The 24,537-nt window shown below is 40.1% G+C and carries 25 protein-coding genes and 1 pseudogene; all 26 read right to left on the bottom strand.

Features of this window, described 5'->3' with window-relative positions; translation table 11 throughout:
• Positions 1-42: 42 nt before the first annotated feature.
• Positions 43-1,680 carry a chaperonin GroEL gene (gene groL, locus AAW12_RS16810; protein WP_046674808.1) on the bottom strand — a complete coding sequence of 546 codons (1,638 nt, stop codon included), beginning with the start codon at positions 1,678-1,680 and terminating at the stop codon, positions 43-45.
• Between the two features lie 163 nt (positions 1,681-1,843).
• Entirely contained in the window at positions 1,844-2,119 is a 276-nt protein-coding gene (gene groES, locus AAW12_RS16805; protein ID WP_028070710.1) for a co-chaperone GroES, read from the bottom strand.
• A 302-nt stretch (positions 2,120-2,421) separates the two neighbouring features.
• Positions 2,422-2,835 carry a preprotein translocase subunit SecG gene (gene secG, locus AAW12_RS16800; protein WP_046674807.1) on the bottom strand — a complete coding sequence of 138 codons (414 nt, stop codon included), beginning with the start codon at positions 2,833-2,835 and terminating at the stop codon, positions 2,422-2,424.
• Between the two features lie 12 nt (positions 2,836-2,847).
• Complete coding sequence (locus tag AAW12_RS16795; protein WP_046674806.1) at positions 2,848-3,918, bottom strand: hypothetical protein; 1,071 nt, start codon at positions 3,916-3,918, stop codon at positions 2,848-2,850.
• A 13-nt stretch (positions 3,919-3,931) separates the two neighbouring features.
• A complete protein-coding gene (locus AAW12_RS16790; RefSeq protein ID WP_046674805.1) occupies positions 3,932-4,447 on the bottom strand; it encodes an LptE family protein in 516 nt (171 codons plus the stop codon).
• Between the two features lie 9 nt (positions 4,448-4,456).
• Positions 4,457-5,731, bottom strand: coding sequence for a sigma-54 interaction domain-containing protein (locus AAW12_RS16785; RefSeq protein WP_046674804.1), 1,275 nt, complete (start codon positions 5,729-5,731; stop codon positions 4,457-4,459).
• Between the two features lie 36 nt (positions 5,732-5,767).
• Complete coding sequence (gene miaB, locus AAW12_RS16780; RefSeq protein ID WP_046674803.1) at positions 5,768-7,204, bottom strand: tRNA (N6-isopentenyl adenosine(37)-C2)-methylthiotransferase MiaB; 1,437 nt, start codon at positions 7,202-7,204, stop codon at positions 5,768-5,770.
• A gap of 314 nt (positions 7,205-7,518) precedes the next feature.
• The gene (locus tag AAW12_RS16775) at positions 7,519-8,208 is read right to left on the bottom strand and encodes an OmpA family protein (protein ID WP_172462318.1); all 690 of its coding nucleotides are present in this window, start codon (positions 8,206-8,208) and stop codon (positions 7,519-7,521) included.
• Between the two features lie 211 nt (positions 8,209-8,419).
• Positions 8,420-9,172 (bottom strand): hypothetical protein, encoded by a 753-nt coding sequence (locus tag AAW12_RS16765; RefSeq protein WP_046674800.1) that lies wholly within the window; start codon positions 9,170-9,172, stop codon positions 8,420-8,422.
• 207 nt (positions 9,173-9,379) lie between these two features.
• Positions 9,380-9,778: a hypothetical protein gene (locus AAW12_RS16760; RefSeq protein WP_046674799.1), complete on the bottom strand. Its 399-nt coding sequence runs from the start codon at positions 9,776-9,778 to the stop codon at positions 9,380-9,382.
• An 11-nt stretch (positions 9,779-9,789) separates the two neighbouring features.
• Positions 9,790-11,199: a 23S rRNA (uracil(1939)-C(5))-methyltransferase RlmD gene (gene rlmD / locus AAW12_RS16755; RefSeq protein ID WP_046674971.1), complete on the bottom strand. Its 1,410-nt coding sequence runs from the start codon at positions 11,197-11,199 to the stop codon at positions 9,790-9,792.
• Positions 11,200-11,622: 423 nt separating this feature from the next.
• Positions 11,623-12,198 (bottom strand): TetR/AcrR family transcriptional regulator, encoded by a 576-nt coding sequence (locus AAW12_RS16750; protein WP_046674798.1) that lies wholly within the window; start codon positions 12,196-12,198, stop codon positions 11,623-11,625.
• Positions 12,199-12,323: 125 nt separating this feature from the next.
• On the bottom strand, positions 12,324-13,364 hold the full coding sequence (gene pheS, locus AAW12_RS16745) for a phenylalanine--tRNA ligase subunit alpha (protein ID WP_046674797.1): 1,041 nt from the start codon (positions 13,362-13,364) through the stop codon (positions 12,324-12,326).
• Positions 13,365-13,600: 236 nt separating this feature from the next.
• Positions 13,601-14,059, bottom strand: coding sequence for a single-stranded DNA-binding protein (locus AAW12_RS16740; RefSeq protein WP_046674796.1), 459 nt, complete (start codon positions 14,057-14,059; stop codon positions 13,601-13,603).
• A 19-nt stretch (positions 14,060-14,078) separates the two neighbouring features.
• Positions 14,079-15,128, bottom strand: coding sequence for an A/G-specific adenine glycosylase (gene mutY, locus AAW12_RS16735; RefSeq protein ID WP_046674795.1), 1,050 nt, complete (start codon positions 15,126-15,128; stop codon positions 14,079-14,081).
• Positions 15,129-15,170: 42 nt separating this feature from the next.
• Positions 15,171-15,653: a hypothetical protein gene (locus AAW12_RS16730; RefSeq protein WP_053003768.1), complete on the bottom strand. Its 483-nt coding sequence runs from the start codon at positions 15,651-15,653 to the stop codon at positions 15,171-15,173.
• On the bottom strand, positions 15,646-16,587 hold the full coding sequence (locus AAW12_RS16725) for an urease accessory protein UreD (RefSeq protein ID WP_046674794.1): 942 nt from the start codon (positions 16,585-16,587) through the stop codon (positions 15,646-15,648). Before AAW12_RS16725 ends, AAW12_RS16730 begins: the two co-directional genes overlap by 8 nt.
• Positions 16,588-16,599: 12 nt before the next feature.
• Entirely contained in the window at positions 16,600-17,220 is a 621-nt protein-coding gene (ureG, locus tag AAW12_RS16720; RefSeq protein ID WP_046674969.1) for an urease accessory protein UreG, read from the bottom strand.
• Between the two features lie 16 nt (positions 17,221-17,236).
• Positions 17,237-17,923: an urease accessory protein UreF gene (locus AAW12_RS16715; protein ID WP_046674793.1), complete on the bottom strand. Its 687-nt coding sequence runs from the start codon at positions 17,921-17,923 to the stop codon at positions 17,237-17,239.
• Between the two features lie 23 nt (positions 17,924-17,946).
• The gene (locus tag AAW12_RS16710) at positions 17,947-18,441 is read right to left on the bottom strand and encodes an urease accessory protein UreE (RefSeq protein WP_046674792.1); all 495 of its coding nucleotides are present in this window, start codon (positions 18,439-18,441) and stop codon (positions 17,947-17,949) included.
• 10 nt (positions 18,442-18,451) lie between these two features.
• Positions 18,452-20,302 (bottom strand): urease subunit alpha, encoded by a 1,851-nt coding sequence (ureC, locus tag AAW12_RS16705; protein ID WP_046674791.1) that lies wholly within the window; start codon positions 20,300-20,302, stop codon positions 18,452-18,454.
• 77 nt (positions 20,303-20,379) lie between these two features.
• A pseudogene (ureB, locus tag AAW12_RS16700) lies at positions 20,380-20,676 on the bottom strand (urease subunit beta); the annotation flags it as partial.
• A 15-nt stretch (positions 20,677-20,691) separates the two neighbouring features.
• Entirely contained in the window at positions 20,692-20,994 is a 303-nt protein-coding gene (gene ureA / locus AAW12_RS16695; protein ID WP_046674789.1) for an urease subunit gamma, read from the bottom strand.
• Between the two features lie 36 nt (positions 20,995-21,030).
• Complete coding sequence (locus tag AAW12_RS16690; RefSeq protein ID WP_046674788.1) at positions 21,031-22,221, bottom strand: porin; 1,191 nt, start codon at positions 22,219-22,221, stop codon at positions 21,031-21,033.
• Positions 22,222-22,378: 157 nt separating this feature from the next.
• Positions 22,379-23,761 carry a sensor histidine kinase gene (locus tag AAW12_RS16685; RefSeq protein ID WP_046674787.1) on the bottom strand — a complete coding sequence of 461 codons (1,383 nt, stop codon included), beginning with the start codon at positions 23,759-23,761 and terminating at the stop codon, positions 22,379-22,381.
• Entirely contained in the window at positions 23,751-24,431 is a 681-nt protein-coding gene (locus AAW12_RS16680) for a response regulator transcription factor (RefSeq protein ID WP_046674786.1), read from the bottom strand. The genes AAW12_RS16685 and AAW12_RS16680 overlap by 11 nt, the downstream gene beginning before the upstream one ends.
• Positions 24,432-24,537: the final 106 nt, after the last annotated feature.

Below are 24,537 nucleotides of genomic sequence, written 5' to 3'. Positions count from 1 at the left end.
TTCCAAATGAGCCTTTCTTTTTTATTTAGAAATGGGATGATCTTACATCATTCCACCCATACCGCCACCCATTGGAGGAGCACCAGCACCTACAGGGTTTTCTTCAGCTTCATCAGCCAATACACACTCTGTAGTTAATAGCATTGAAGCAACTGAAGCTGCATTTTCCAATGCTACACGAGATACTTTAGTTGGATCAATTACACCAGCAGCGATTAAGTTTTCGTAACGGTCTGTACGTGCATTGTAACCGAAATCTGCAGTTCCTTCTTTCACTTTTTGAACGATTACTGCACCTTCTATACCAGCGTTATTACAGATCTGACGTAATGGCTCTTCGATAGCGCGTTTGATGATGTCAATACCGATTTGCTCATCTTCGTTGTCACCTTTAAGGTTTACCAAAGCTTCAGTTGAGCGAATGAAGGCAACACCACCACCAGCGATAATACCTTCTTCAACAGCTGCACGAGTTGCGTGTAAAGCATCATCAACACGGTCTTTTTTCTCTTTCATTTCAACCTCAGTAGTTGCACCGACATATAACACGGCTACACCACCTGACAATTTTGCTAAACGTTCTTGTAGTTTTTCGCGATCGTAGTCAGAAGTTGTTGTTTCGATTTGTGAACGGATTTGAGCAACACGTGCTTTAATATCCTCTACAATACCAGAACCATTGATAATCGTTGTGTTATCTTTGTCAACTTGAACTTTTTCAGCTTGACCTAAGTAAGATAACTCAGCATTTTCTAATTTGAAACCTCTTTCTTCAGAGATAACAGTACCACCAGTTAAGATAGCGATATCTTCTAACATTGCTTTACGACGGTCACCGAAACCTGGAGCTTTAACAGCCGCAACTTTCAATGAACCACGGATTTTATTAACAACTAATGTTGCCAATGCCTCACCATCTAAGTCTTCAGCAATGATCAATAATGGTTTACCAGTTTGAACTTGTTTCTCCAAGATAGGCAACAACTCTTTCATGTTGCTGATTTTCTTGTCGTAGATCAAAATGTATGGATTATCTAATTCCGCTTCCATTTTGTCAGAATTGGTCACAAAATATGGAGACAAATAACCACGGTCAAATTGCATACCTTCTACAGTTTTTACTTCTGTTTCAGTACCTTTTGCTTCTTCAACAGTGATAACGCCGTCGTTACCTACTTTTTCCATTGCTTGAGCAATCAAAGCACCAATTACTTCGTCGTTGTTTGCTGAAATAGTAGCAACTTGTTTGATTTTATTATTGTCTTGACCTACTTCTTGAGATTGAGATTTCAAGTTAGCAACAACAGTTGCAACAGCTTTGTCAATACCACGTTTTAGATCCATTGGATTAGCTCCAGCAGCCACAGATTTGATACCTGGAGCAACGATTGCTTGTGCCAATACAGTAGCAGTAGTCGTACCGTCACCAGCTTGATCAGCTGTTTTGGAAGCTACTTCTTTTACCATTTGTGCACCCATATTTTCTAAAGCGTCTTTCAATTCGATTTCTTTCGCCACCGAAACACCATCTTTAGTAATTACTGGAGCACCAAATTTTTTCTCAATAATTACGTTACGTCCTTTAGGACCCAATGTTACTTTAACTGCATTCGCTAAAGTATCTACACCTTTTTTAAGGGCCTCGCGAGCCTCAACGTTATATTTTACTTGTTTTGCCATTTTTATATGAGTATTTAGTATTTCTAAGAAGTGTAATTCGAGTTTAAATTAAACCGTAAACCGATTCATTTTTTACACGTCCAATTTTACAGCTTCACTAAAATAACCTATTGAATTTTTAATTGAGCCAGTACGCTCGTTTTAAATAAACTGTTCCTATTAATTAGATAACCGCGTAAATATCAGACTCACGCATAATTAAGTACTCTTTTCCTTCGTAAGTAATTTCAGTACCTGCGTATTTTCCGTATAATACTTTGTCACCAACTTTCACAGTTAACGGTTCGTCAACTTTACCTGTACCTACAGCAACTACTGTACCTTGAGATGGTTTTTCTTTTGCTGTATCGGGGATATACAACCCTGAAGCTGTTTTTTCTTCTGCTGGAGCAGCTTCTACTACTACTCTGTCTCCGATAGGTTTGATACTTAATGCCATAATTAATTTACTTTTTATCTGTTATTGAATTTATTTTAATGTTATAATCGCTATAAACACATCATCTTTTATGCCAATTGTAAATAAGACAGCTTATAAGACAATTTTTCACAGAAAAGTTAATATCTCCATCGACAAAAATTCATTTTGCTGTCACACTGTCATTCCCAGTCTGTCAGTCTTACTTCCGTCGACAGACAGACCAATAAATTTATCGCTACATACCTGCCTTAGACAAAATATCGAACATAAAAAAGCCCCGTCTGTACAAACAAACGGGGCTCATCATTTTTTACTGACAACTATTTCTTAGCTTCTTCTGCTGGTTTTGTTGTCGGTGTAGTCACTGGAGCCTTTTCTTGCGATTGAGCCGGAGCAGCTTGCCCTTGTCCCGCCGGAGCACCAACAGGCTGTTGTCCAGTACCCAAATTCAATGGACCTTGTTGTTTAGGCGCTTCGATTTGACCGCCCAATCCACCTTTAGATGTGCTTGGAGACGTACCAATAACATTTACACCTAAGCTAAATACCATAATGGCAATAACCATAATCCAGGTACCTTTTTCCAAAAAGTCACCTGTACGTTTTACTCCCATAAGATTCGTTCCACCTGAAAAACCTGATGACAAACCTCCTCCTTTTGGATTTTGGATTAGAACCAAAAACGCTAAAATAATACTAGCTAATATGATTAGACCGATTAATAATCCTTGCATCTCTTTATGTTATTAATTTAATTTCTTTTCTAATTCTGTTATGCGTGCCGCAAAGTAAGCATTTTTTTCTGGATATTTCAAAACTAATTTTTTGTAAACCTCTATTGCTTTTGGATATAAGCCCTGTTCCACATAGATCTTGGCAAGTGTTTCGGTAACAAGTGAATGCTGATCTTCCGAACTTTTTCTAGCTTTATTCTCCAAGTCTAACTTTTCTGCTTGCAGGGGCTGAATCATAGGTTCTTCACGAATAAATTTTTCGATTACCTCGTCTGTTTTACGCGGTATTTGAAAAGAGATTGTCGTTTTAACCTCATCACTTAACTTTGCTTCAGGCGATTGCAAATGAAAGATATTCTCCCTGATCTGTTGATCGAGTAGCTGATTATCCAGTTTCTCATGAATTTTAGCAATATCGTCATTCGAGGGCGTCATTGGGCGTAATGGAGATTTTACATAGGGCTGATAGGTATCAGCATATTCTAATCTCGTCTTATGCAACCACCATAAGAAACTGTAGGGCATGGTATCGTCATCATAGACCGAAACACGCTCCTGACCATCATCCATTGTATTGGCAACAGCTTCCGCTACAACAGGTACTACTAATGCAGGTTCCTCTGAATCGACACTATTTTCTTGCTGCTGATCGTTTGACCGAAAATAATCTTTTGCAACCCCGGCTTGAATCAAACGATCCAATTCATCAACCTCAATCTTGGATAAAACTGGTTCAGCTACCGTTTCACGATCAGCTTCAATTTCGATAATGCCATCATCGTCACGAAGTGCTCCATCCACCGGGAATTCATCTGACTGCATGACTGCATCAGGCTCTTCCACTGATTTACAATGCATAAATTCATACAACCAACTCGGAGAAGATGCATAGAGCAAAGTGGACGATAAATTCTGAACTGAACTTTGCTTGCCAAAAACTTTGCGTTCATAGACAAATCGCAGGCTTTGGGCATAAGGGTATCTTTCAATCAATGCTAAAACAACATCTTCCGCCACAGTGTCGGGACGATTGATTGCTTGAAAAAAAAGCTCGTTATTGGATAATGATATATTAAGATTCATCTTGGAAATAGAATTACCAATTAGCAAACGCTTTATTGTATATATCCTCAGTTAGCATTTGAATAATTTCTTTACCCAAGGTCTCTTCCTGCGCACTCTGAAGATTTCCTGCAAACTCTTTGAATCGCGTAAAAGGCTGTTCAAAATCGTCCTTTGGATTAATTTTATTATGATAGGTAACCTTGATTGTAATCGTCAATCTATTCATCGCTGCTCGGTCTGTGCCAGCCTCAACAGCTGCAGGACTTATCGAATACTCCGTAATAAATCCCTCAAAGGTAGCATCACCGTCTTGATTCACCTGACTCAATCGAGATTGGTTACGGATACGCTCTTTCAGTGCCTCCGTAAAATTCTGGCTTAAGGTCGGATAAACTAAAGGAGCTATATTTTCGAAATATTGAATATTGACTGTTTTCATTCCCTCAGGAATGGATCCCCCAGTAAATCCATATTTTACCCCACAACTATTCATTACAAACAAAAAGATTGTGGTGAGAAAAGCATATAAAATTTTTCTTGACAACATCTGTAAACCTTAATCTAAATTTAAGTCTTTAATTTTTCTGTACAAAGTTCTTTCAGAAATTCCCAGCTCTTGCGCAGCAGCTTTACGTTTACCACGGTGCTTTTTCAGCGCTTTCTTGATAAGATCAGACTCTTTATCAACAAGCGATAAAGATTCCTCAACTTCTTGAGCATCCTGCAGATATTCATCCTGCGCAACAGGATTTTTTAATACGTTTGTCGTATTTGCTGGAGAATGTATGGTGAGCGTTGGGGTTGTATTATAATTTTCTGGTTCTGCTTTCAATTGTGGTTCAATCTCCTGGTACAACTGATTAATGTAAGGGGAATTTTGATCAAATGTGCTCGAATCGACACCTTTCTGAATTAATTCAACCACCAGTTTTTTCAGATCAACCATATCCTTCTTCATATCAAATAAGACTTTATACAGCAAATCTCTTTCGGAGAAATCCTCTTTTCCGCCATTATTTGAAGGAACTACCGCTGGCAAACTCGTTCGGGATTCATTGGGCAGATAATTTTGAAGTGTATAGGCATCGACGACGCGTTCTTTTTCCAAAACTGCGATTTGCTCCGCAACATTTTTCAGTTGACGTACGTTTCCGGGCCAGCTATAGTTGCGCAGCATATTTTGTGCATCTTCTGTCAATTGAACCCCAGGTGTACGGTATTTCTCCGAAAAGTCCACAATAAACTTACGAAATAATAAGTTGATATCTTCAGGTCTTTCACGTAATGACGGTACACGCAACGGTACAGTATTCAGACGATAATAAAGATCTTCGCGAAATTTACCTTTTTGTACAGCTTCAAATACATTCACATTTGTCGCAGCAACCACACGTACATTTGTCTTCTGTACCTTGGATGACCCTACCCGTATATACTCACCTGACTCCAATACACGTAATAATCTTGCTTGCGTACCCAAAGGCAACTCACCTACTTCATCCAAAAAGATTGTTCCACCGTCAACGACCTCAAAATATCCCTTTCTGGCTTCATGGGCACCTGTAAAGGAACCCTTTTCGTGACCAAATAACTCAGAGTCAATGGTACCCTCTGGTATAGCTCCACAATTGACCGCAATAAAAGGGCCATGCTTACGTGAGCTTAATTGATGGATAATATGCGAAAAAACCTCTTTACCACTCCCACTTTCACCTTGTATTAATACGGAGATATCAGTTGGAGCCACTTGTCGTGCAATATCAATAGCACGATTCAACAAAGGCGAATTACCAATAATTCCAAATCTATTCTTTATATCTTGGTTATCCATAAATTTCCAGTTGGAAATAAAACAAACTAAGTTTTCTTAATCAACAATCTTTCCCAATAATGTCGCAGAGGTACATGACTCGATAAGTACATTCACATAATCGCCCTGTTTAAATCGAGGATCAATTGGAAATACCACCAATGCATTTTGATCATTACGGCCACAGAAATCGAACTCAGATCTTTTCGAAAATCCCTCAACAAGCACTTTACAAACTTTGCCAATAAAATGTTGATAACGGTATAAACTATGATCGCGCTGTTTATTGATAACTTCTGTCAAACGACGTTTTTTAACATCTTCAGGAATATCATCTGCGTATCTTTTTGCCGCCAATGTACCTGGTCTTTCTGAATAAGCAAACATATAGGCGAAATCGTATTTGACATAATCCATCATAGACAATGTTTCTTGATGCTCCTCTTCTGTTTCAGTACAGAAACCTGTAATAACATCTGTGGAAATAGCACAATCCGGAATAATACGACGGATGGCATCGACACGCTCCATATACCATTCACGGTCATAGGTACGGTTCATTAATTCCAATACTCTAGAGTTCCCTGATTGAACTGGCAAGTGAATATAATTACAGATGTTTTCATGCGAAGCTATTGCATATAAAACTTCATCTGTAATATCTTTTGGATGGGAAGTAGAGAAGCGAATACGTAAAAGCGGGCTGATTTCAGCAACCATTGTAAGCAAGCTAGCAAATGTTATGATTTCACCCGGTTCCTCCCCTTCAGCTACTGGAGCAGTATATTTATACGAATCCACATTTTGTCCCAACAACGTAACCTCCTTATAGCCGGCATTAAAAAGATCTTGGGCCTCCTTCACGATAGATTGTGGATCACGGCTACGTTCCCGGCCACGTGTGAAAGGAACAACACAGAAAGAACACATATTGTCGCAACCACGCATAATCGAAATAAAAGCTGTCACACCGTTTGAATTCAAACGGACAGGGTTAATATCGGCATACGTTTCCTCCCTAGACAATAAAACGTTTACCGCTTTTGCTCCATCGTCAACTTTATCAATCAAATTCGGTAGATCGCGATAAGCATCTGGACCGACCACAACGTCCACTAATTTTTCTTCTTCTAAAAATTTCGATTTCAAACGCTCTGCCATACAACCCAGCACACCAACGATCATTCCGGGATTTTTTGCTTTAGCAGCTTCAAATTCCTTGAGACGATTGCGCACACGCTGTTCAGCATTTTCGCGGATTGAACAGGTATTAATAAAAACCACATCAGCTTCCTGATAATTCTTGGTTGTTTCAAATCCCTTATCCAACAAAATAGAAGCAACAATCTCACTATCCGAAAAATTCATCTGGCAACCGTAACTTTCAATATACAGTTTGCGCCCATTACTTAAAATCGGATCCTGTTCTAATAATAATGCCTCACCCTGACGAGATTCGTCGTGTTCCTTAGTGGTATGTGTTAAATCTAGCATAGCTCGATATTCAATAGAATATAATTTTTATTATTTTCGATGGAATAACTAATGCAAATACTCATCTTTTGCTGATCTGATTTTAAGCCCTTAGTTATTTCAAAGACTACAAAGTTAGAAATTTAAATCCATATAATGACAGTTTGTCAGACAGAAATATGGTTTATACTTTGTCAAATTTTAGGCGTAAATGGGCCGTATAAAAATTCGGACGGCTGTATTCCACAAAAAAAGCGCTGAATTTATCAGCGCTTTTTCTATGATTCGCAATCAAGTCAAACAGACTCCGAAAAGACCAAAGTCCTGAATCAGATTTATTGACCTGCTTGTTGTTTTGCTTCTTTCTTCATTTGATCACCTGCCACAATCACGATTTCAACACGACGATTTTGAGCACGTCCTGCTTCCGTATCGTTACTTGCAATTGGTTCAGAAAAGTTTCTACCTTCAGTTCTAATACGCGAAGATGCTAAGCCTTTAGATACCGCAAATGCACGTACAGAATTTGCACGGTCCAAAGATACTTTTTCATTTGCAGCCAACGTACCTACATTATCTGTATGGCCGATAACCAAGATTTCAGTACCCTGCTCTTTGTTTAAGGTTGTTACCAGATTTGCAATATTATCCTTAGCAGATGCTTTTAGGTCTGACTTATTGAAATCGAATAAAATACCTGAATCAAACTTAACCACGATACCTTCCGCAGATTGTGTAACTTCTGCTCCTTCAACAGTTTTAGAAATCTCAGCAGCTTGCTTATCCATTTTTTTACCGATCAATACACCGGCAGCTCCACCAATGGCGGCACCCGCTAATGTACCGATCGCCGTATTACCAGCTTTACCACCGATTAATGCACCCAATGCACCGCCGGCAACACCACCGATTACGCCGCCTTTAGTTGTATTATTCGTATTTTGGATGGTAGAACAACTTCCAAATAACATAGCTGAGGTTGCAACTGTCAAACCTAATACAGCCAATTTTCTATTCATTTTCATATGTATGCTATCTAAGACTTTTAATATTCAAATTAAATACCGTTCTACTAAAATCAAACAAAGTGCCAAAAGATATTCTTATCAACTTTTTTGTTACAAAACACGAAAAAAGGCCCTTAAAACTTCCGAAAATGACGTTGATACGCTACAAAATTTTAAATCACCTTTTCCGACCTTACAATCAGCTAACAGTAACAAAAGCAAAATGTTTTTATTTTTCTTGAGTCTTTACTTCAATATCAGGTAAAAGAGCCCCTTTAGGCCTTCCTTTGGCATTAAAATCGTCCAGCGACTGCTGCACATAATGCATCAGATCATATTGCCCCCAATGCTCAGCAAGATCAAACGATGGACGGTAGCGTATCATAAAAGCATCCAACTCCGTGCTGTCCAGTTTGGTCAAATTCCGAACAGCCTCCCGAGAAAAAATACGGTCAACTTGTAACTCATCCTTCTCTCTATCCATAAACCGTCCAAATCGTTTTGCATTTTTAGCTTCCCGCCCAAAAAGATTATAAAGCGCCGTTGCAGGACTACCCAAGTAGGTCCCGAACTTATTTTTACCCCCATTATAAACGCCCTTTTTAGCGTAATTGCTCATGGCATCATTTAATTCGGCCTCTTTCGTTTTTCGTTCAACGATGACGGTCTCCAATCGTATCCCTTCTTGTAACTCCACATAAAACTCGTTCAGGTTGGTCAGTACAGTTTTCACCGGTGAATACCCGACTTTGGTAAAAGACAAGGAATCTCCTACCGATGCATCAATCGTGAAAACACCAAAAGAGTTACTCAAGGTAGACCTGTGTGTGCGCATATTAAGCACCACAGCATCCCCAATGCGATTACCGTTACCCTTTTGTAGTACCATCCCCGAAACCTTCTGCTGTTGTTGCGCAGAAGCCCCGAAATAGGTGAATAACAGTAAAAAAAGCCCTAATATATGTATGTGTATTATCTTCATCCTATTATTTCTCTTCAATTACCCCAATTTGGTTTCCGTGCGACTATGGTTCTCAGCAATTTCATTGGATCCAACATTTATTTCCGCAAGAACAGCTTACAATTTATTTCAATCTTATTAATTCCCTGTTACACCTAACCTACTTTGCTAAAAGTAGTAATAGTTTGACACTTGTACTGTTAAAAAAGTTTAAATATTCTTTGTTGATCACTTGTATGGATAAAAAACAAAATTAGCGCCTTCCGCAACGACAACAAACAAGCACATATAGTCTTTCGCAGGTTTATAGTTCTGAATAAAAGAAGCCTTACGATCTTCTTGAATAATATCCATTTCCACAAACTCTTCCAATGTAGAGGCATTTATGCTCCATTTCGTCTCCAATTCCTTGCGATCCAATATCACTTCACCAACAGAAACTTCATGCTGATGCGCAACAAAAATAGGATAGTCAGAATAACCTTCTTCAACAATCTCCTGCGCTACCTCACGGATTGATTCACTATAAAAATCGAGATCTACCTGCAGACTCTTCAATGGACTTTGCGCTGTAGACGCTGTATTTTCTTCTCTTGCAGATCCTGCAAATAAATCTTCTACTTCCATACGGTATGCTATTATTTCTTTAACTCCAATAAAACGACATTCTCTACGTGTTGCGTATGCGGAAACATATCTACCGGTTTGATCCGCTTCACCTCATATTTTTCGCCCAACAACACCAAATCGCGTGCCTGTGTAGCAGCATTGCAACTGACGTATACGATACGCGGCGATTCCATTTCTAACAAACGCGCTACAACGTCAGCGTGCATTCCTGCACGTGGTGGATCGGTAATCACCACATCCGGTTTACCGTGCTCGGCAATAAAGGAAGGGGTCAACACATCTTTCATATCTCCAGCGTAGAACTTTGTATTCGTGATATCATTGATCGAAGAATTCACTTTAGCGTCCTCAATGGCAGTGGGAACATACTCTACACCCACAACTTCTCTTGCCTTCTTAGCGACAAAGTTTGCAATTGTGCCTGCGCCAGTATACAAGTCATACACCAACTCATCCCCCTTTAAATCAGCAAAGTCACGTGTGATTTTATACAGTTCATACGCCTGTGCAGAGTTTGTTTGATAAAACGACTTAGGTCCTACTTTATAACGTAGCCCCTCCATCTCTTCGTAGATAAAATCGCGACCGGCATACACATGAATATCCTGGTCGAAGATTGTATCATTGCGTTTCTGGTTTACGATATATAACAGGGAAGCGACTTGCGGAAACTTCTCTTTAACAAATTCCATCAACAACTCAACCTGTCCTTCTTCAGGATATGCAAACACAACGATCACCATCATCTCCCCGGTTGACGAGATACGGATAATCAAATTGCGCAACACACCGGTGTGTTCACGCAGATCGTAGAATGTCATACCTTGACTAAGCGCAAAATCACTAATGCTGTTGCGAACTTCATTCGACGGATTTTCTTGCAAAAAACAATGATCAATATCTAAAATCTTATCAAAACGCCCTGGCACGTGAAAACCCAGTGCATTCATTTCCAATTGGGACGAATCTTCATCAACTGAAGTCAACCATTTTTTGTTGGAAAATGTATATTCTAATTTATTTCTATAGTATTCCGTTTGCGCAGAGCCCAAGATACTTTCCATCGCTGAAGTATCCACTTTACCAATACGCGATAGGGCATTATCGACAGATTGTTGCTTGAATTTTAATTGAGCATCATAGGTCATATGCTGCCATTTACATCCACCACACACACCGAAATGTTCACAAAACGGATCTACGCGATAAGATGAAGCCTCTTTTAAACTGGTTACCCGAGCTTCCGCAAAATTCTTTTTCTTGCGCATAAGCTCCACGTCAACAACATCACCGGGAACAGCTTTTTCTACAAACAAAACCAAATCTTCGGTTTTTCCAACACCTCTACCCTCTTCGGCAATATCAATGATGGCAATATCTTTCAAGAACTTTTTCTCTTGCGGAATTCTTCTACTCATAGGGTGCAAAAATACAAATTTATACCGATTTTTCATCTGCATAAATGATTTATAGCCATTGATTATCACTGGCATAAACGAGTACCTGACGGGTATGATAAGTTTCAAGCGAATAGAATACGGGGATCAGATTCGGACATTGTTCGTACCTTATTCGGATGCGATACAGATTGTGTACCAATACTGACCAGATTCCGACCCGACTCTGAACAGGAATTATCTGTTCAGAGTCAGGTCAATAATAGTTGCAAGAGTGTCCATCTCCGAAGGTGGTCCGAACACAATACGAATACAACCCGGCAACAGCATGAACGTTGCAGAGCATCATAAAAAAGTGAGGAGCAAAAAAGATAAGATGTAAACCTTTTTCAGGAATGGACATCACGTCGCGAATTAGAAAGGGATGCGCGCGTTATAACAACTTTACTGAACTGTTGCCTGAACAAGATAAGGAAGGATTTCTTTCTGAAACGAAATAAAGTTTTTCCGCACATCGGCATCTGAGACAGCCGTAAAAGCAAAAGAAAACACAATACTTTTACTGGACTTGATCAAAAAGGTCAGCTTCTCTTCGCTAATCGCTTCATTTATTTTTTCATTCTGAATGAATGTACTTAGAAGCAGGAATTCCAAATCTTCAGACAGCGTTTTTAAATATTCTTGGGCGTTTGCAGATTCCCGGATAAATTCCCAGCCGATCAATTCATTGCAAGCCGTATAGGTCAGTCGGCTTACCCGCAATATTGTAGACGCCAAAAACGAAGCCATATCATCTTCATATTTGGTTGTTTTCAAAATATCCTGCAGACTCGCACGAAGATAATCCATGAGAATGGCATGCAGGATCATTTCTTTACTATCAAAATACTTGTACACTGTCGCCTTCGCAATCTTAGCTTTTTTTGCCAATGTGTTCACACTGGTTTTATGATAGCCATTTTGACGAAAGAGCTCACGTGCTGTTCTTTTTATGGATTCAATAATATAATCTGGTTCCATATACGTTAGATCGTACGAATGTTGAAAGTCATCTACAAAGCCTAAAGACCAAAAAGCATCACATTGTTCTCTTGCCTAGTTATCGTAGAGAATAATGTGATGCCACAATCTTTACAATGATTAATTTATATTAATTCAGTCTCAAATTGAGACAAGAAACGTGTGTCATTTTCTGAGAAAAGACGTAAGTCTTTAATCACATATTTAAGGTTTGTGATACGTTCTATTCCCATACCAAAAGCAAAACCAGAATACTTTTTACTATCGATACCACAGTTATCAAGCACGTTAGGATCGACCATACCGCAACCTAAAATTTCTACCCAGCCAGAGTACTTACACAAGTTACACCCCGCCCCCTTGCAGATTGTACAGGAGATATCCATTTCGGCCGAAGGTTCAGTGAAAGGAAAATAGGACGGACGGAAACGCACTTTGGTACCTTCGCCATACATCTCTTGAACAAAATGATATAACGTTTGTTTCAAATCGGCAAAAGAAACATTTTCGTCTACATATAAACCTTCTACCTGATGAAAGAAACAGTGTGCGCGGGCTGATATAGCTTCATTTCTATAAACACGTCCAGGCATTATCGCACGAAATGGCGGTTTACCGGCTTCCATTAAACGCACCTGAACCGAAGAGGTGTGCGTTCTCAATGTAATGTCATTACCTTCTTGTTTTTTGATAAAGAAAGTATCTTGCATATCACGCGCAGGATGTTCCGGCGGAAAATTCAGTGCGGAGAAATTATGCCAGTCATCTTCAATTTCCGGTCCTTCTGACACAATAAAGCCTAATTTCTTGAAAATTTCAACAATTTCTTTACGAACTAAAGAGATGGGATGTCTAGACCCCAGCTGAAAACCTTGACCAGGCAATGTTAAATCACCCGCTAGTTCCTGGGATTTTTGCTTCTCACCAGACCCGAACTTTTCTTGTGCTTCTTTGAATGTATTTTCTGCTAACTGCTTAAATTCATTCAACACTTTTCCCAAAGTACGCTTCTCTTCAGGCGTAACTGTTTTGAATTCATCAAAAAGATTTTTCACAATCCCTTTGGAAACCAAAAACTTCAATCTGAAATTTTCTACATCGGCTGAAGAAGCTGGCGCAAATGCCTTAATCTCTTCAGTATACTGCGTAATTCTATCTTGCAACATAATTAGAGCAAACATAGCCAAAATTTCCACCAAAAAGAAATTTTGAACTTCGACCGGGCATTAAAAACATCACAACAGAAACAGCATGCTCGCTTGGGAGAAAGGAATCAGATTATACGGCTAAAACGCTGATAAAACAAAAGAGCAGGCTTAGTTGCCTGCTCTTTTGTTTTATCGATGATTTTACAATAGTTATTATACATGTAAAGTTTTTACATAATCTCAAATTCTTCAGCTTAAAATGGTAATGGATTATCCTCCTGATCATTCTCCGTAAAATCGACCTCCACTTCCTTATCTTCGACTTTTTGCGCCTGCGTGTTTGCTGTATTACCAGCACTTACACCAGCATTCGGTTCAAAATCCGATTTACGACCTAAAAGCGTGAAGGTTTCAGCGACAACCTCTGTAGCATATCGTCTAATACCCTCCTTATCCTCATAAGTACGCGTCCGCAGTCGACCTTCAATATAAACTAACTTCCCCTTTGTTAGATATTTTACAGCCACGTCAGCCAGACCTCGCCACATTACAATATTGTGCCATTCGGTTTGTTCTACTCTTTTCCCGTCTTTGTTATACGTTTCTGATGTTGCCAATGGAAAACTGGCAACAGAGACATTACCTTCTAAATAGCGAATTTCGGGATCTTTTCCAAGATGTCCCACTAAAATGACTTTGTTAACTCCTGACATAATTTAAAAGCATAAATGGTTAAAAATTTGACCTTTCCAAAAAGGTAAAGATCAACTTGTGTTTAGCTAATTTATCTAAATCTTTTAGAAATACATAATCCCAATTGGATTTTTTTTGAATTAGATCGCCTTTTAACCGCACCTCAAAAAATGTCGCGTATATATTCTGATGACTCAGGATATGTTTTGTCTGCTGCTGTAAAACATGAAGTTGTGCATCGGGGCCGAAACAGGAAATAAACCACTCATCGCTAAGAACATCCGGAATAGACAAGCTGTAGTTAGACTCCAAAAGCGGAAACTCATATAGGTTCTGCCAAACGTCACTTGCATCGCGTTTGGACATCAGTATCCGATCGTTGTCCTTCAAGATAAAATAATTAAAGTATCTATCTCTGCTTGCCTTGGCTTTAAGCTTTACAGGCAACTGATCTACCCGTCCTTGACTTAACGCATAACAGGAAGGACGAAACATACAGAATTCACATAACGGCAGCTTGGGCTTACAATGGGTAGCCCCAAAATCCATAATTGCCTGATTATACAATGCCGGGTGTTTACGATCAAGATTTTCTTTAGCGATAGCTGTAAAAATCTTCTTTCCTTCTGTAGAATTGATCGGCGTCTCTATACCGTAATAACGCGCTAGTACACGAAACACATTTCCATCCAACACCGCCTGGGCCTCATCGTTCGCAAAAGAAGATATCGCCGCAGCAGTATACTCACCTATTCCGGGAAGCGTTATTAATGTTTGATAATCTACCGGAAAGACACCCTGATACTGATCGCGAACAATTCGGGCAGCCTTATGCATGTTCCGCCCTCTAGAATAATAACCCAGACCTTGCCAAAGATGGAGAATATCATCTTCTTCTGCATTCGCAAATTCCACAACATTCTTAAACCGCTCGACAAAACGTACATAATAGGGTAAGCCCTGTTCGACACGAGTTTGTTGCAGAATAATTTCAGAAAGCCATATTTTATAGGCATCCTTTGTTTCTCGCCATGGCAGATCTCGTTTATGCTGTCGATACCATGCTTGCAATTCCTCGCCAAATTTCATAGCGACAAAAATGCGCAATTTTTCGCTAAAACCAGCATTTCATCATTCGAGGATAGGCCTACGAATGTAGGTAATCTGCTCATCAGGTTCCAAAATCGTATTTTCCAACGTGATAAAGCCCTTGTATTTTTCTTTTAGCGCCTGATAGAGACGTCCGTCATACGAAACAGCAAATCGCCCATCTGCTTTGAGATAAACCGGCAGATGCCGATTGCCCACGTCGAAGCAGAACTCGCCCACAACTGATAGATTCTGACAATCCAACAATACACAAAGACAAGGTAAAATATTGACCTGGATAAATAAATCACCGCGATGATAAATACACTGTCCTGAACGCAGTGCGCTGCTATCATCGCGCTGTATGCGCACCAGATTACCCTTTCTTGTTTTTCGCTGGATAACGCGCTTATTTACTTCATAATAGGAAAGATCCAAAATATCTGAATCGCGGCCCAGCTTCAATTGGTCAAAATCAGGGATAACATCAATCCATATCTCCTCGTGCAGGCTCTCCTTATGCATAATTAGTTCCTTCCACCACGACAGCTTCCATCAACTCGGGCTTACTTTTTCGACGGGGTTTGCGCTGTTCAATGACGCTGATTTCCTCGGCCTTCGATTTCTCATCTTCCGCTATCGCTTCAACTGTTGTCCCTTCCTTCTTTTCAGAAAGCTTATGTTGTGTAAAATCCCAACACAATTGGCCCAACATATGTAAAAAGTCGTACAATAACTCTCCATCAGTACCCAAAGCACGCAGGATAACCACATCTTTTGAAGCCTGTGTAAAACCGTAAGAAATATCGTTGTATTCGACAGTTAAGATTTCATCCAATTCATATTTTAATTCTTGCGCAAAAAGAGCCGAGAACACAAAAGTGGCTTGATGGGTGTATCCCTCAAAAAACAACATCTTCTGTATCGGCTGACTTTTGGGCCGCAAAACCTGATTGTCAATAAAAGACAGTTTACCATTTCTAAAAATCTTGGTTTGCGTATGCAGACTATCAAACTCAAATGCCTCTTTCATGTGGATTCTACCCACACTAATAATATCCCCCCACATCAAAACCGCATCTTCAGCCAAGTAAATATGATTGCTTGCCTTGAAAATAGAATCCTTAAACGGCGTTACTGGATGTGGAATGTAATGAAATAGGCCTCCGGCATCCACATGCACATCCGTATGTTGCTTTGCTCCCGTTTTCATGGGGTGAAGCTTATTGAAGGACTGTGTAAAAAGTTTCAATTGTGCATCTTTTTTCACACGAACATCAATGTGCAAATAATCCGTATCCATAATACCAGGCGAGGCACTCATGATGATCATTTCCAAATGGTTGGTCAATCCTGCCGCGCCATAATGCGTTAGTTTATAAGGTGCATTATGATAACTCTCCTTCAATCTGCTCCTGCCGTCCTCTTTGGCAACATTTAATACGATTTTGCTATCCATATACGATAAAATTTAGCCTACAGGCTCCAACAAAGCATACTTTTTGATCCATGATTTTACATCTTCCAAACCTTCTAAAGTCATTAAGTTGGTAAAAATAAAGGGTCGTTCACCGCGCATGCGGATGGTATCTTGCCGCATCACTTCCAAGTCGGCATTCACATAAGGCGCAAGGTCTATTTTATTGATCAACAACAGATCCGAGCGCGTAATACCTGGCCCGCCTTTACGTGGCATTTTTTCGCCTTCAGCAACATCAAGAACGAATATGGTCAAATCGGCTAGATCCGGACTAAACGTGGCTGTCAGATTATCACCCCCACTTTCAACAAAAATCAGTTCCACATCCTCAAAACGATGCGCTAATTCTTCTACAGCTTCAATATTCATCGAAGCATCTTCACGGATTGCCGTATGCGGACAACCACCTGTTTCAACACCAATAATACGTTCAGCGGGCAGTGCCGAATTCTGCTGTAGATACATCGCGTCCTCACGGGTATAAATATCATTCGTTACAACACAAATACTATAATCTGCCGACATCGAACGTGTCAACCGTTCAATAAGCGCCGTCTTGCCAGAGCCCACAGGACCAGCAACACCAATTTTCACGTAATTTCTCTTAGACATCTTTATTTCAATTTTTTTACGAAATATAAATTCGCGTGTATAATTTCTCATGTTGCATGCATCGAATATCCTGAGCGATACAACAATTTCCAATCAGATCCTCATCCAGTTCGGGCTGTAATCCGACCAATTTATGAATCAAGGGCTGCAGTTTAAACAAAATCTGCTGTGCATCCATTTGGCTAATGGGAACCAGTTTGGCACAATTCGTCATAATACCATTCAAAGAATTATAATAAAAAGCGCTCAGTGCATCTGCATAACGAATTTCCTGCGCATGGGCAAACATGGCAAATGCCATCGCATAGTGACCATGCAGTTCTTGCGCATTGATGGCCTTTAGATAAGCCGAACAACGCTTGACCGGTTTTAACTTTTCTGTTAATTTCAAAAACCGTATTCCCAATTTTTTACTGGCATCCCGAATCTCATAAGGGGCTTTGAAAGCAGTAATCAATGCATCTAGTTCAGCGATCTTTTTCTTGGTTGCTCTTGATTCACACAATTGCCAGGCCTTATGAAAAAAAGCAGCATCGTTGTAATAGAAGCTATGCTCCAATAAAGTCTGTGCATATTCTTTTGCTGTTTTAGCATCATGTACAATCTCTTTATTGATATAGGTTTCCAAGCCATAGGAATGTGTGAAGCCTCCAATCGGAAATACAGAGTCGTTAATCTGCATTAATGTCAACAATGGATTCATATGTAATCGTTATTAATTAAGTATTAAAGCCCCTTGGCCAAGGTAATTTTATGCTGGACTACAGCATACTGATGTATGCGTAAAGTATGGGTTCTTTCGATTACCCGCAACTCTTTCGTCGGGGTAAAACCGGCCCTTTCTAAGGTTTCCCAAAGGGGGTTTTCATACGCTGCAATAATTTCATGTGCAGCGTTTATGAAAACAGGGATATGTTTATTGCCAATCTCGAGACATATCCGAGCCATATCCAAGAGGTTTTTGGGGCGTACAACAAGGCAAGGACAGGGCAATATTCGAACAGCGATGCGCAGGTCCTTTGTTTCAAACAAAATATCACCGTCGAACAAGGATTCCGTTCCTAGATTTTTAAAGCCTATTTCGCGGCCCGCAACAGTGAAGCCCCGGATAATACGTCTTTCCGTATCGAACCATTCGAGTTCCAAAAAATCAAGTTCAACGCCGTCCTGATGGGTGCCATCGGTCCAAATATTCCCCTTAATGTCTCTTGCTAACAACATAAATAACCAATTAGAATAAGAAGTACCGTTGGGCCATTGGAAGTTCCTTCAACGGTTCACAGGTTGCCAACACACCATCTACTGTTACTTCGTATGTTTCTGGATTAACGACGATATTTGGTGTAGCATGATTATGGACCATATCTTTTTTCATTACAGTACGACATCCCTCCACAGGCAGACATTTACGCGATAAATTCAATTTTTGAATATTTCCGTTCTCCAACGAAATTTTCGAAACGAAATTGAAGCATAGTTTTGAAACCGCTTTACCGTAATTTCCAAACATTGGCCTATAAATAATAGGCTGTGGTGTCGGAATTGACGCATTGGCGTCCCCCATTTTAGCACCCAAAATCATACCGCCTTTGATGATCAACTCGGGCTTTACACCAAATAATTCCGGTTTCCAAAGGATCAAATCGGCATACTTTCCTTTTTCAATCGAACCGATATATTGATCAATACCATGTGCTTTAGCAGGGTTGATTGTAAATTTAGATACATAACGTTTGACACGGAAGTTATCATTTTCTTTGCCTTTATCTTCAGCTAAAGGGCCGCGTTGGATTTTCATCTTATGGGCCGTTTGGAATGTACGGGAAATAACCTCTCCCACACGTCCCATCGCTTGGCTATCCGAACTCATAATGGAGAATACGCCCATGTCTTGCAAAATATCTTCGGCGGCAATGGTCTGAGGACGTATACGTGAATCAGCAAATGCCACATCTTCCTTCACATTTTTATCCAGGTGATGGCAGACCATCAACATGTCCAAGTGTTCTTCAGCAGTATTTACCGTAAAAGGTTTTGTTGGATTGGTAGATGCAGGGAGGATATTGGGATACATGGCGATCTTAATAATATCCGGCGCATGTCCACCGCCAGCTCCTTCCGTATGGAAAGTATGGATCACACGACCATCTATGGCGGCAACAGTATCTTCCAGGAAACCGGCTTCATTCAGCGTGTCGGTATGGATTGCGACTTGTACATCGTATTTATCAGCAACTTTCAATGCCGCATCAATTGTTGCCGGAGTAGCGCCCCAATCTTCATGGATTTTTACGCCCAGTGCTCCAGCTTCAATTTGTTCTTCAATAGGTTTAGTAGTCGATACGTTACCTTTTCCGAAGAACCCAACATTGATAGGAAGGTTTTCAAAAGCTTCAAACATACGCTCGATATACCACTTTCCTGAAGTCACTGTCGTTGCCAGTGTTCCGTCGGCTGGTCCCGCTCCGCCACCAATAAACGTGGTTACTCCAGAATATAGGGCTGTTTCAATCTGTTGCGGCGAGATAAAGTGAATGTGCGTATCAATACCGCCGGCAGTTAGGATATAGCCTGCTCCCCCATGTACTTCCGTGGACGCACCGATGATCATGCCCTCGGTTACACCATCCTGTACATCTGGGTTTCCAGCTTTACCAATACCGACAATTTTACCATCCTTAATTCCGATATCGCCTTTTACAATACCCCAGTGGTCGATGATAATGACATTAGTGATACAAAAATCCAATACCCCCTCATCACGCAAGGCACGGGCAGATTGTCCCATACCGTCACGAATGGTTTTACCACCGCCAAATTTGTTCTCTTCTCCGTAAACATTGAAATCTTTTTCAATTTCAATGAAAAGCTCTGTATCTGCCAGACGAACCTTATCTCCAGTGGTCGGTCCAAAAAGAGCAGCATATTTGTCTCTTGGGATATAAAGTTCCCCATCAACATATTTTACAGATGATTTATCTAAACCTAGTTTATCTAAACCAAGCGCATGTAGACCAACAGTAGTTCCCAACGTGGTGAGCCCTACGACTTTAATCCATTCGCGTCTATTCCATCCTCCCATAGTTACTTCGATTGTCTGAATTTTAATTTTTTCATTTTATCAATGGCTTTGCTTTTCACCGATTGATCTGTATACTTACCATTTGTCAATCCATTAAAACCGTAGATTTCCTTACTTCCGCCAAATTCAACCAGAACAACTGATTTTTGTTCCCCTGGTTCAAAACGAACAGCGGTACTGGCTGGAATATTCAAGCGCATCCCAAACGCTTTCTCTCTGTCGAAGGAAAGCAACTTGTTGGCTTCAAAGAAATGATAGTGTGAGCCCACCTGAATCGGTCGGTCACCTTCATTTTTCACAACAATGCTTGTGGTTCTGTGCCCAACATTAGCTTTGATTTCCTCTTTTTTTAAAATGTATTCTCCTGGAATCATATCATTCAATATTTATTAACGAATAGGATCATGGACAGTCACCAATTTAGTACCGTCCGGAAAAGTTACTTCGATCTGTACATCATGGATCATTTCGGGGACTCCTTCCATGACTTGGCTCCTTTTCAATAAAGTAGTACCATAAGACATTAAGTCCGCCACAGACCTTCCGTCCCTAGCCTCCTCCATGATCTGGGCACTGATGTAAGCGATACATTCTGGATAATTTAATTTTACCCCGCGTTTCAATCGCTTAGCCGCCAATTCGCCGGCCAAATGCAACAGCAGCTTTTCTGTTTCTCTCGGTGTTAAACGCATAAAAAATAGTTATTTGTTAATTTGTTAAAGGAATTATTATAAAACTGGAATGGTAAAATATGCCCCAAAGGCTAAGCGGTTGTACTGACTTTTAGCCATATCCATATAGCCCTTATAGTTGACGGTGTTACCGACGTAACCTAGATAGAACCGAAGATCCTGGTTATGAAACGGCTTATGTTGCAAAGCCGCAAAATAGGTCCAGTTTTGGCGAAAATTCTTACCGAGTTGCTTATCATCCCGGGATCCCGCGATCTCATAGCCCCCTTTCAAAGCAACCTCCCATTTTTTACTCAAAAATTGATCATAGCGTAATATGGCAGAGCTGTAGTTCACATCTTTGGCCAATACACGGTTCTCGCCAGTTCGACCATAAAATTCGTTGATCGCGGAAGATGCGATCATCGCGTGGTCCACAGCAAGATAAGAGTACTGTAAATCAAGATATAGCATCTGCTTTACTGTTTTGAATTTATTCGCTAATGAAACGGCATGATTGGTATGTCCCTTTGCAAACTGAGCGATGTTGTAAGACCATTTCGTATTAAAACGTTTGTCCATAAATGCTCCCACCCAAGTGAAATAGGCTCCCATGGGAACACTAGAGCGTTCCAAATCACCTACAGCAAAACCATTTTTTGTATGGAGCTCCATAAAACTATCATTGGTTGTGTTGTAAACTTGCGCATGCAACGAATGATTCGGGTTGACTTCATAGGATAACATTCCACCGACGACAAAGAGATTCAATATACGGTCGACATAATCTGTGAATTTATATTCGTAAATTGGGTTATTTTCGAACTCATAACTCCCGACCATTGCACTTTGCTTACCGGCCGTAACGGACCATTTGAGATCCTTGCCAAATTTGTACTTAATATAAGCCATATCCAAGGCACGCGATCCATTATCCTGACTCGTTGGAGCAAATGACCTATTGAGGCGAAAACGTACTTTATAGGATAATCGATCATTGTATTCCCCGCTCATCAGAATACGGGCGTCATCAAGGTTTGCTTTTGCTTGAGAAGCACCCTCGCCATTGTCCGTTTGCAGACCTGCTCTCAACAGGACATCCAATTGAAATGATTTTGCTCTCGCGGGTTCTTTCAGTAGCAAGCTGCTTCTCTGTGCCTGAACAGAGTCCGTTTGGACCTGCTCCTGCGCATGCAATGATGCTACGCCAATCCCAAGTGTTGTAAAAAGTAAACGTGTTTTTTTCATCCTTATAGTGTATTCCTCTAGGGTAAAGAAGCCATCTCGCGGTTTCAAAACAGAATTCGATTCAAAACAACAAGATAGATCCATGCTTTATACTTATCTCCGGTACAAGTATATCACAGCCACCTAAAAATGGAATAAGGATGAGATTAAAATGAAATTAGAAAGGAGTTTTTGGAATTGTAACAACGACCAAAGTGCCTTGACCTTCCGTTGAATGGAGGAGCAATTCAGCACCATGGAGGTCAAAGATATTTTTGGCTAAAACAAGCCCCAAACCATTGCCATAGATATCACCGACATTAGAAGCACGGTAAAAAGAGGTAAAAATATGTGGCTGGTCTTTTTTAGGAATACCGATCCCTTGATCAAACACTTTTATCGTAATATTTTTGCTATCGCTACGTATTGCTACGCCAACCTGCAGTCCATTGCCGTACTTAAATGCATTTGAAATAATATTGCTAAAGGCTATAAAAAACAGATCCGGATTCGCCAAAACCGTAAGTTCATCACTATCTTCTGGAATTTCTGTTAGATCAAAAGAAAGCTTGAGGTCCTTATGAATACTTTTTTCCGCTTTATAAATTTCATAGAGTAACTCGTCAATTCGAATAATTTCTTTATTGTCCACTTCCCCCTTGAAACCCATGCGAGATAGCTGCAAAAGATTATTGATAATCAACTCCATTTTATCCGCATATTTTGCGATAGTCTCCAGGGAATAATAGGCTTCATGCTCTTTCGACAAGAGCTGTTGCGCCAATTCGGCTTCTCCCCCAATAATTGTAAGTGGGGTTTTTAGCGAATGTGAGGCATTTCCGATAAAACTCTGTTGCGATTGAACCGAAATATCCAATCGGTTAAGCATTGAATTTAGGTTTGCAATCAAAACACCCAATTCATCTTTGCTATTACTGAATTTACTGAACAGGCGATGGTCTAAATGGGCGATATCAACTTTATCTAAATCATTGTTGATATCTTTAATAGGTTTCAATAATCGGTCAGCAAAGTAAAAAGACATGAGTACGATTAAAAAAATCGCCAAAATCCCACCTGTGATCAGGGTACGATCCAATTGACGCTGTTCCTCATGACCGTAGTCATCGATCCCTTCCGATACAACAATCAAATTCTCGTGGTGAAGATGATCTTGAAAGAATACCGCTACAAAAGCAGTCTTACCATGCATGTATCTTCCCTTTCCATGGCGAATGACGTCGGTATAGAATGTTTCGGGCATGGGCAACTCAGGCCGCATTTGAACACGATCACTTCCCTTAACAACACGAATAAGATGGTCTGTTCCCTCAGATAATTGTTTCAGGTATTTACGTTTTACCTGAATATAGAGCGCTCTATTTTCATCCTTTTGATGGACGATGTGATCTCCAACAATTACGGCATTCTCTTCTAGCCGATGAAAAAATTTAGTTTGCAGACTGTCGTAGGTGAAATAAGACACATAAATGGCAAAAACAACAAGCAGCAGGGTACTGATGATAGAAAATAGAAGAACTATTTTGGTCCTAATTTTCATGACGGATTACATAGCCCATACCAATCACTGTATGGATAAGTTTACGTGAAAATTGTTTATCGATCTTTTTCCGCAGGTAATTCACATATACGTCAACAACATTGGTACTTAAGTCAACATCCATACCCCATACTTCCTCCAGGATATCGATCCGGCTCAATACCTTATTTCGGTTGAGCATTAAAAATTCAAGTAGACGAAATTCAGTAGCGGTAAGAATAATAGGACAATTGGCACGTTGAACCGATTTGCTGTCTCTATCCAATTGAAGATCGTCAAATACCAATATATTTTTCTGCTCGGTCACTGTTTTGGATTTGCGGCTGTAGCGGCTGATTCGAGCCTTTAATTCCTCTAAACGGAAGGGCTTCGTCAAGTAATCATCCGCATCCCTGTCAAATGCCTCGACGATGTCCTCTGTTTGATTTAATGCCGTCAAGATAATAATGGGGACTTCATTGTTAGACATCCGAATGTTTTTACAGACATCCAAACCGTTCATACCAGGCAACATTACATCCAACAGGATAAGGTCATAATGGTTCAATCCCGCCATTTTTAGACCAGTATAACCATCCATAGCAATACTAATATGATAGCCTTCTTCTTTTAAGCCTCTTTCGATCAATGATATGACAGATGGTTCGTCCTCTATTAGTAATAGTTCCACAGGTATCTTTTTTAAACAGTAAAAAATTCGAGGTTTGTAAAATACAAAATTAACATGTCTCCTTTTCTCAAAAAGCTACATTCTTAAATTATTTTCGCTTTTTCTT

The sequence above is a fragment of the Sphingobacterium sp. Ag1 genome (assembly GCF_000988325.1).
Classification (GTDB): domain Bacteria; phylum Bacteroidota; class Bacteroidia; order Sphingobacteriales; family Sphingobacteriaceae; genus Sphingobacterium.
This window is presented reverse-complemented; position numbering and strand designations above follow the sequence as displayed.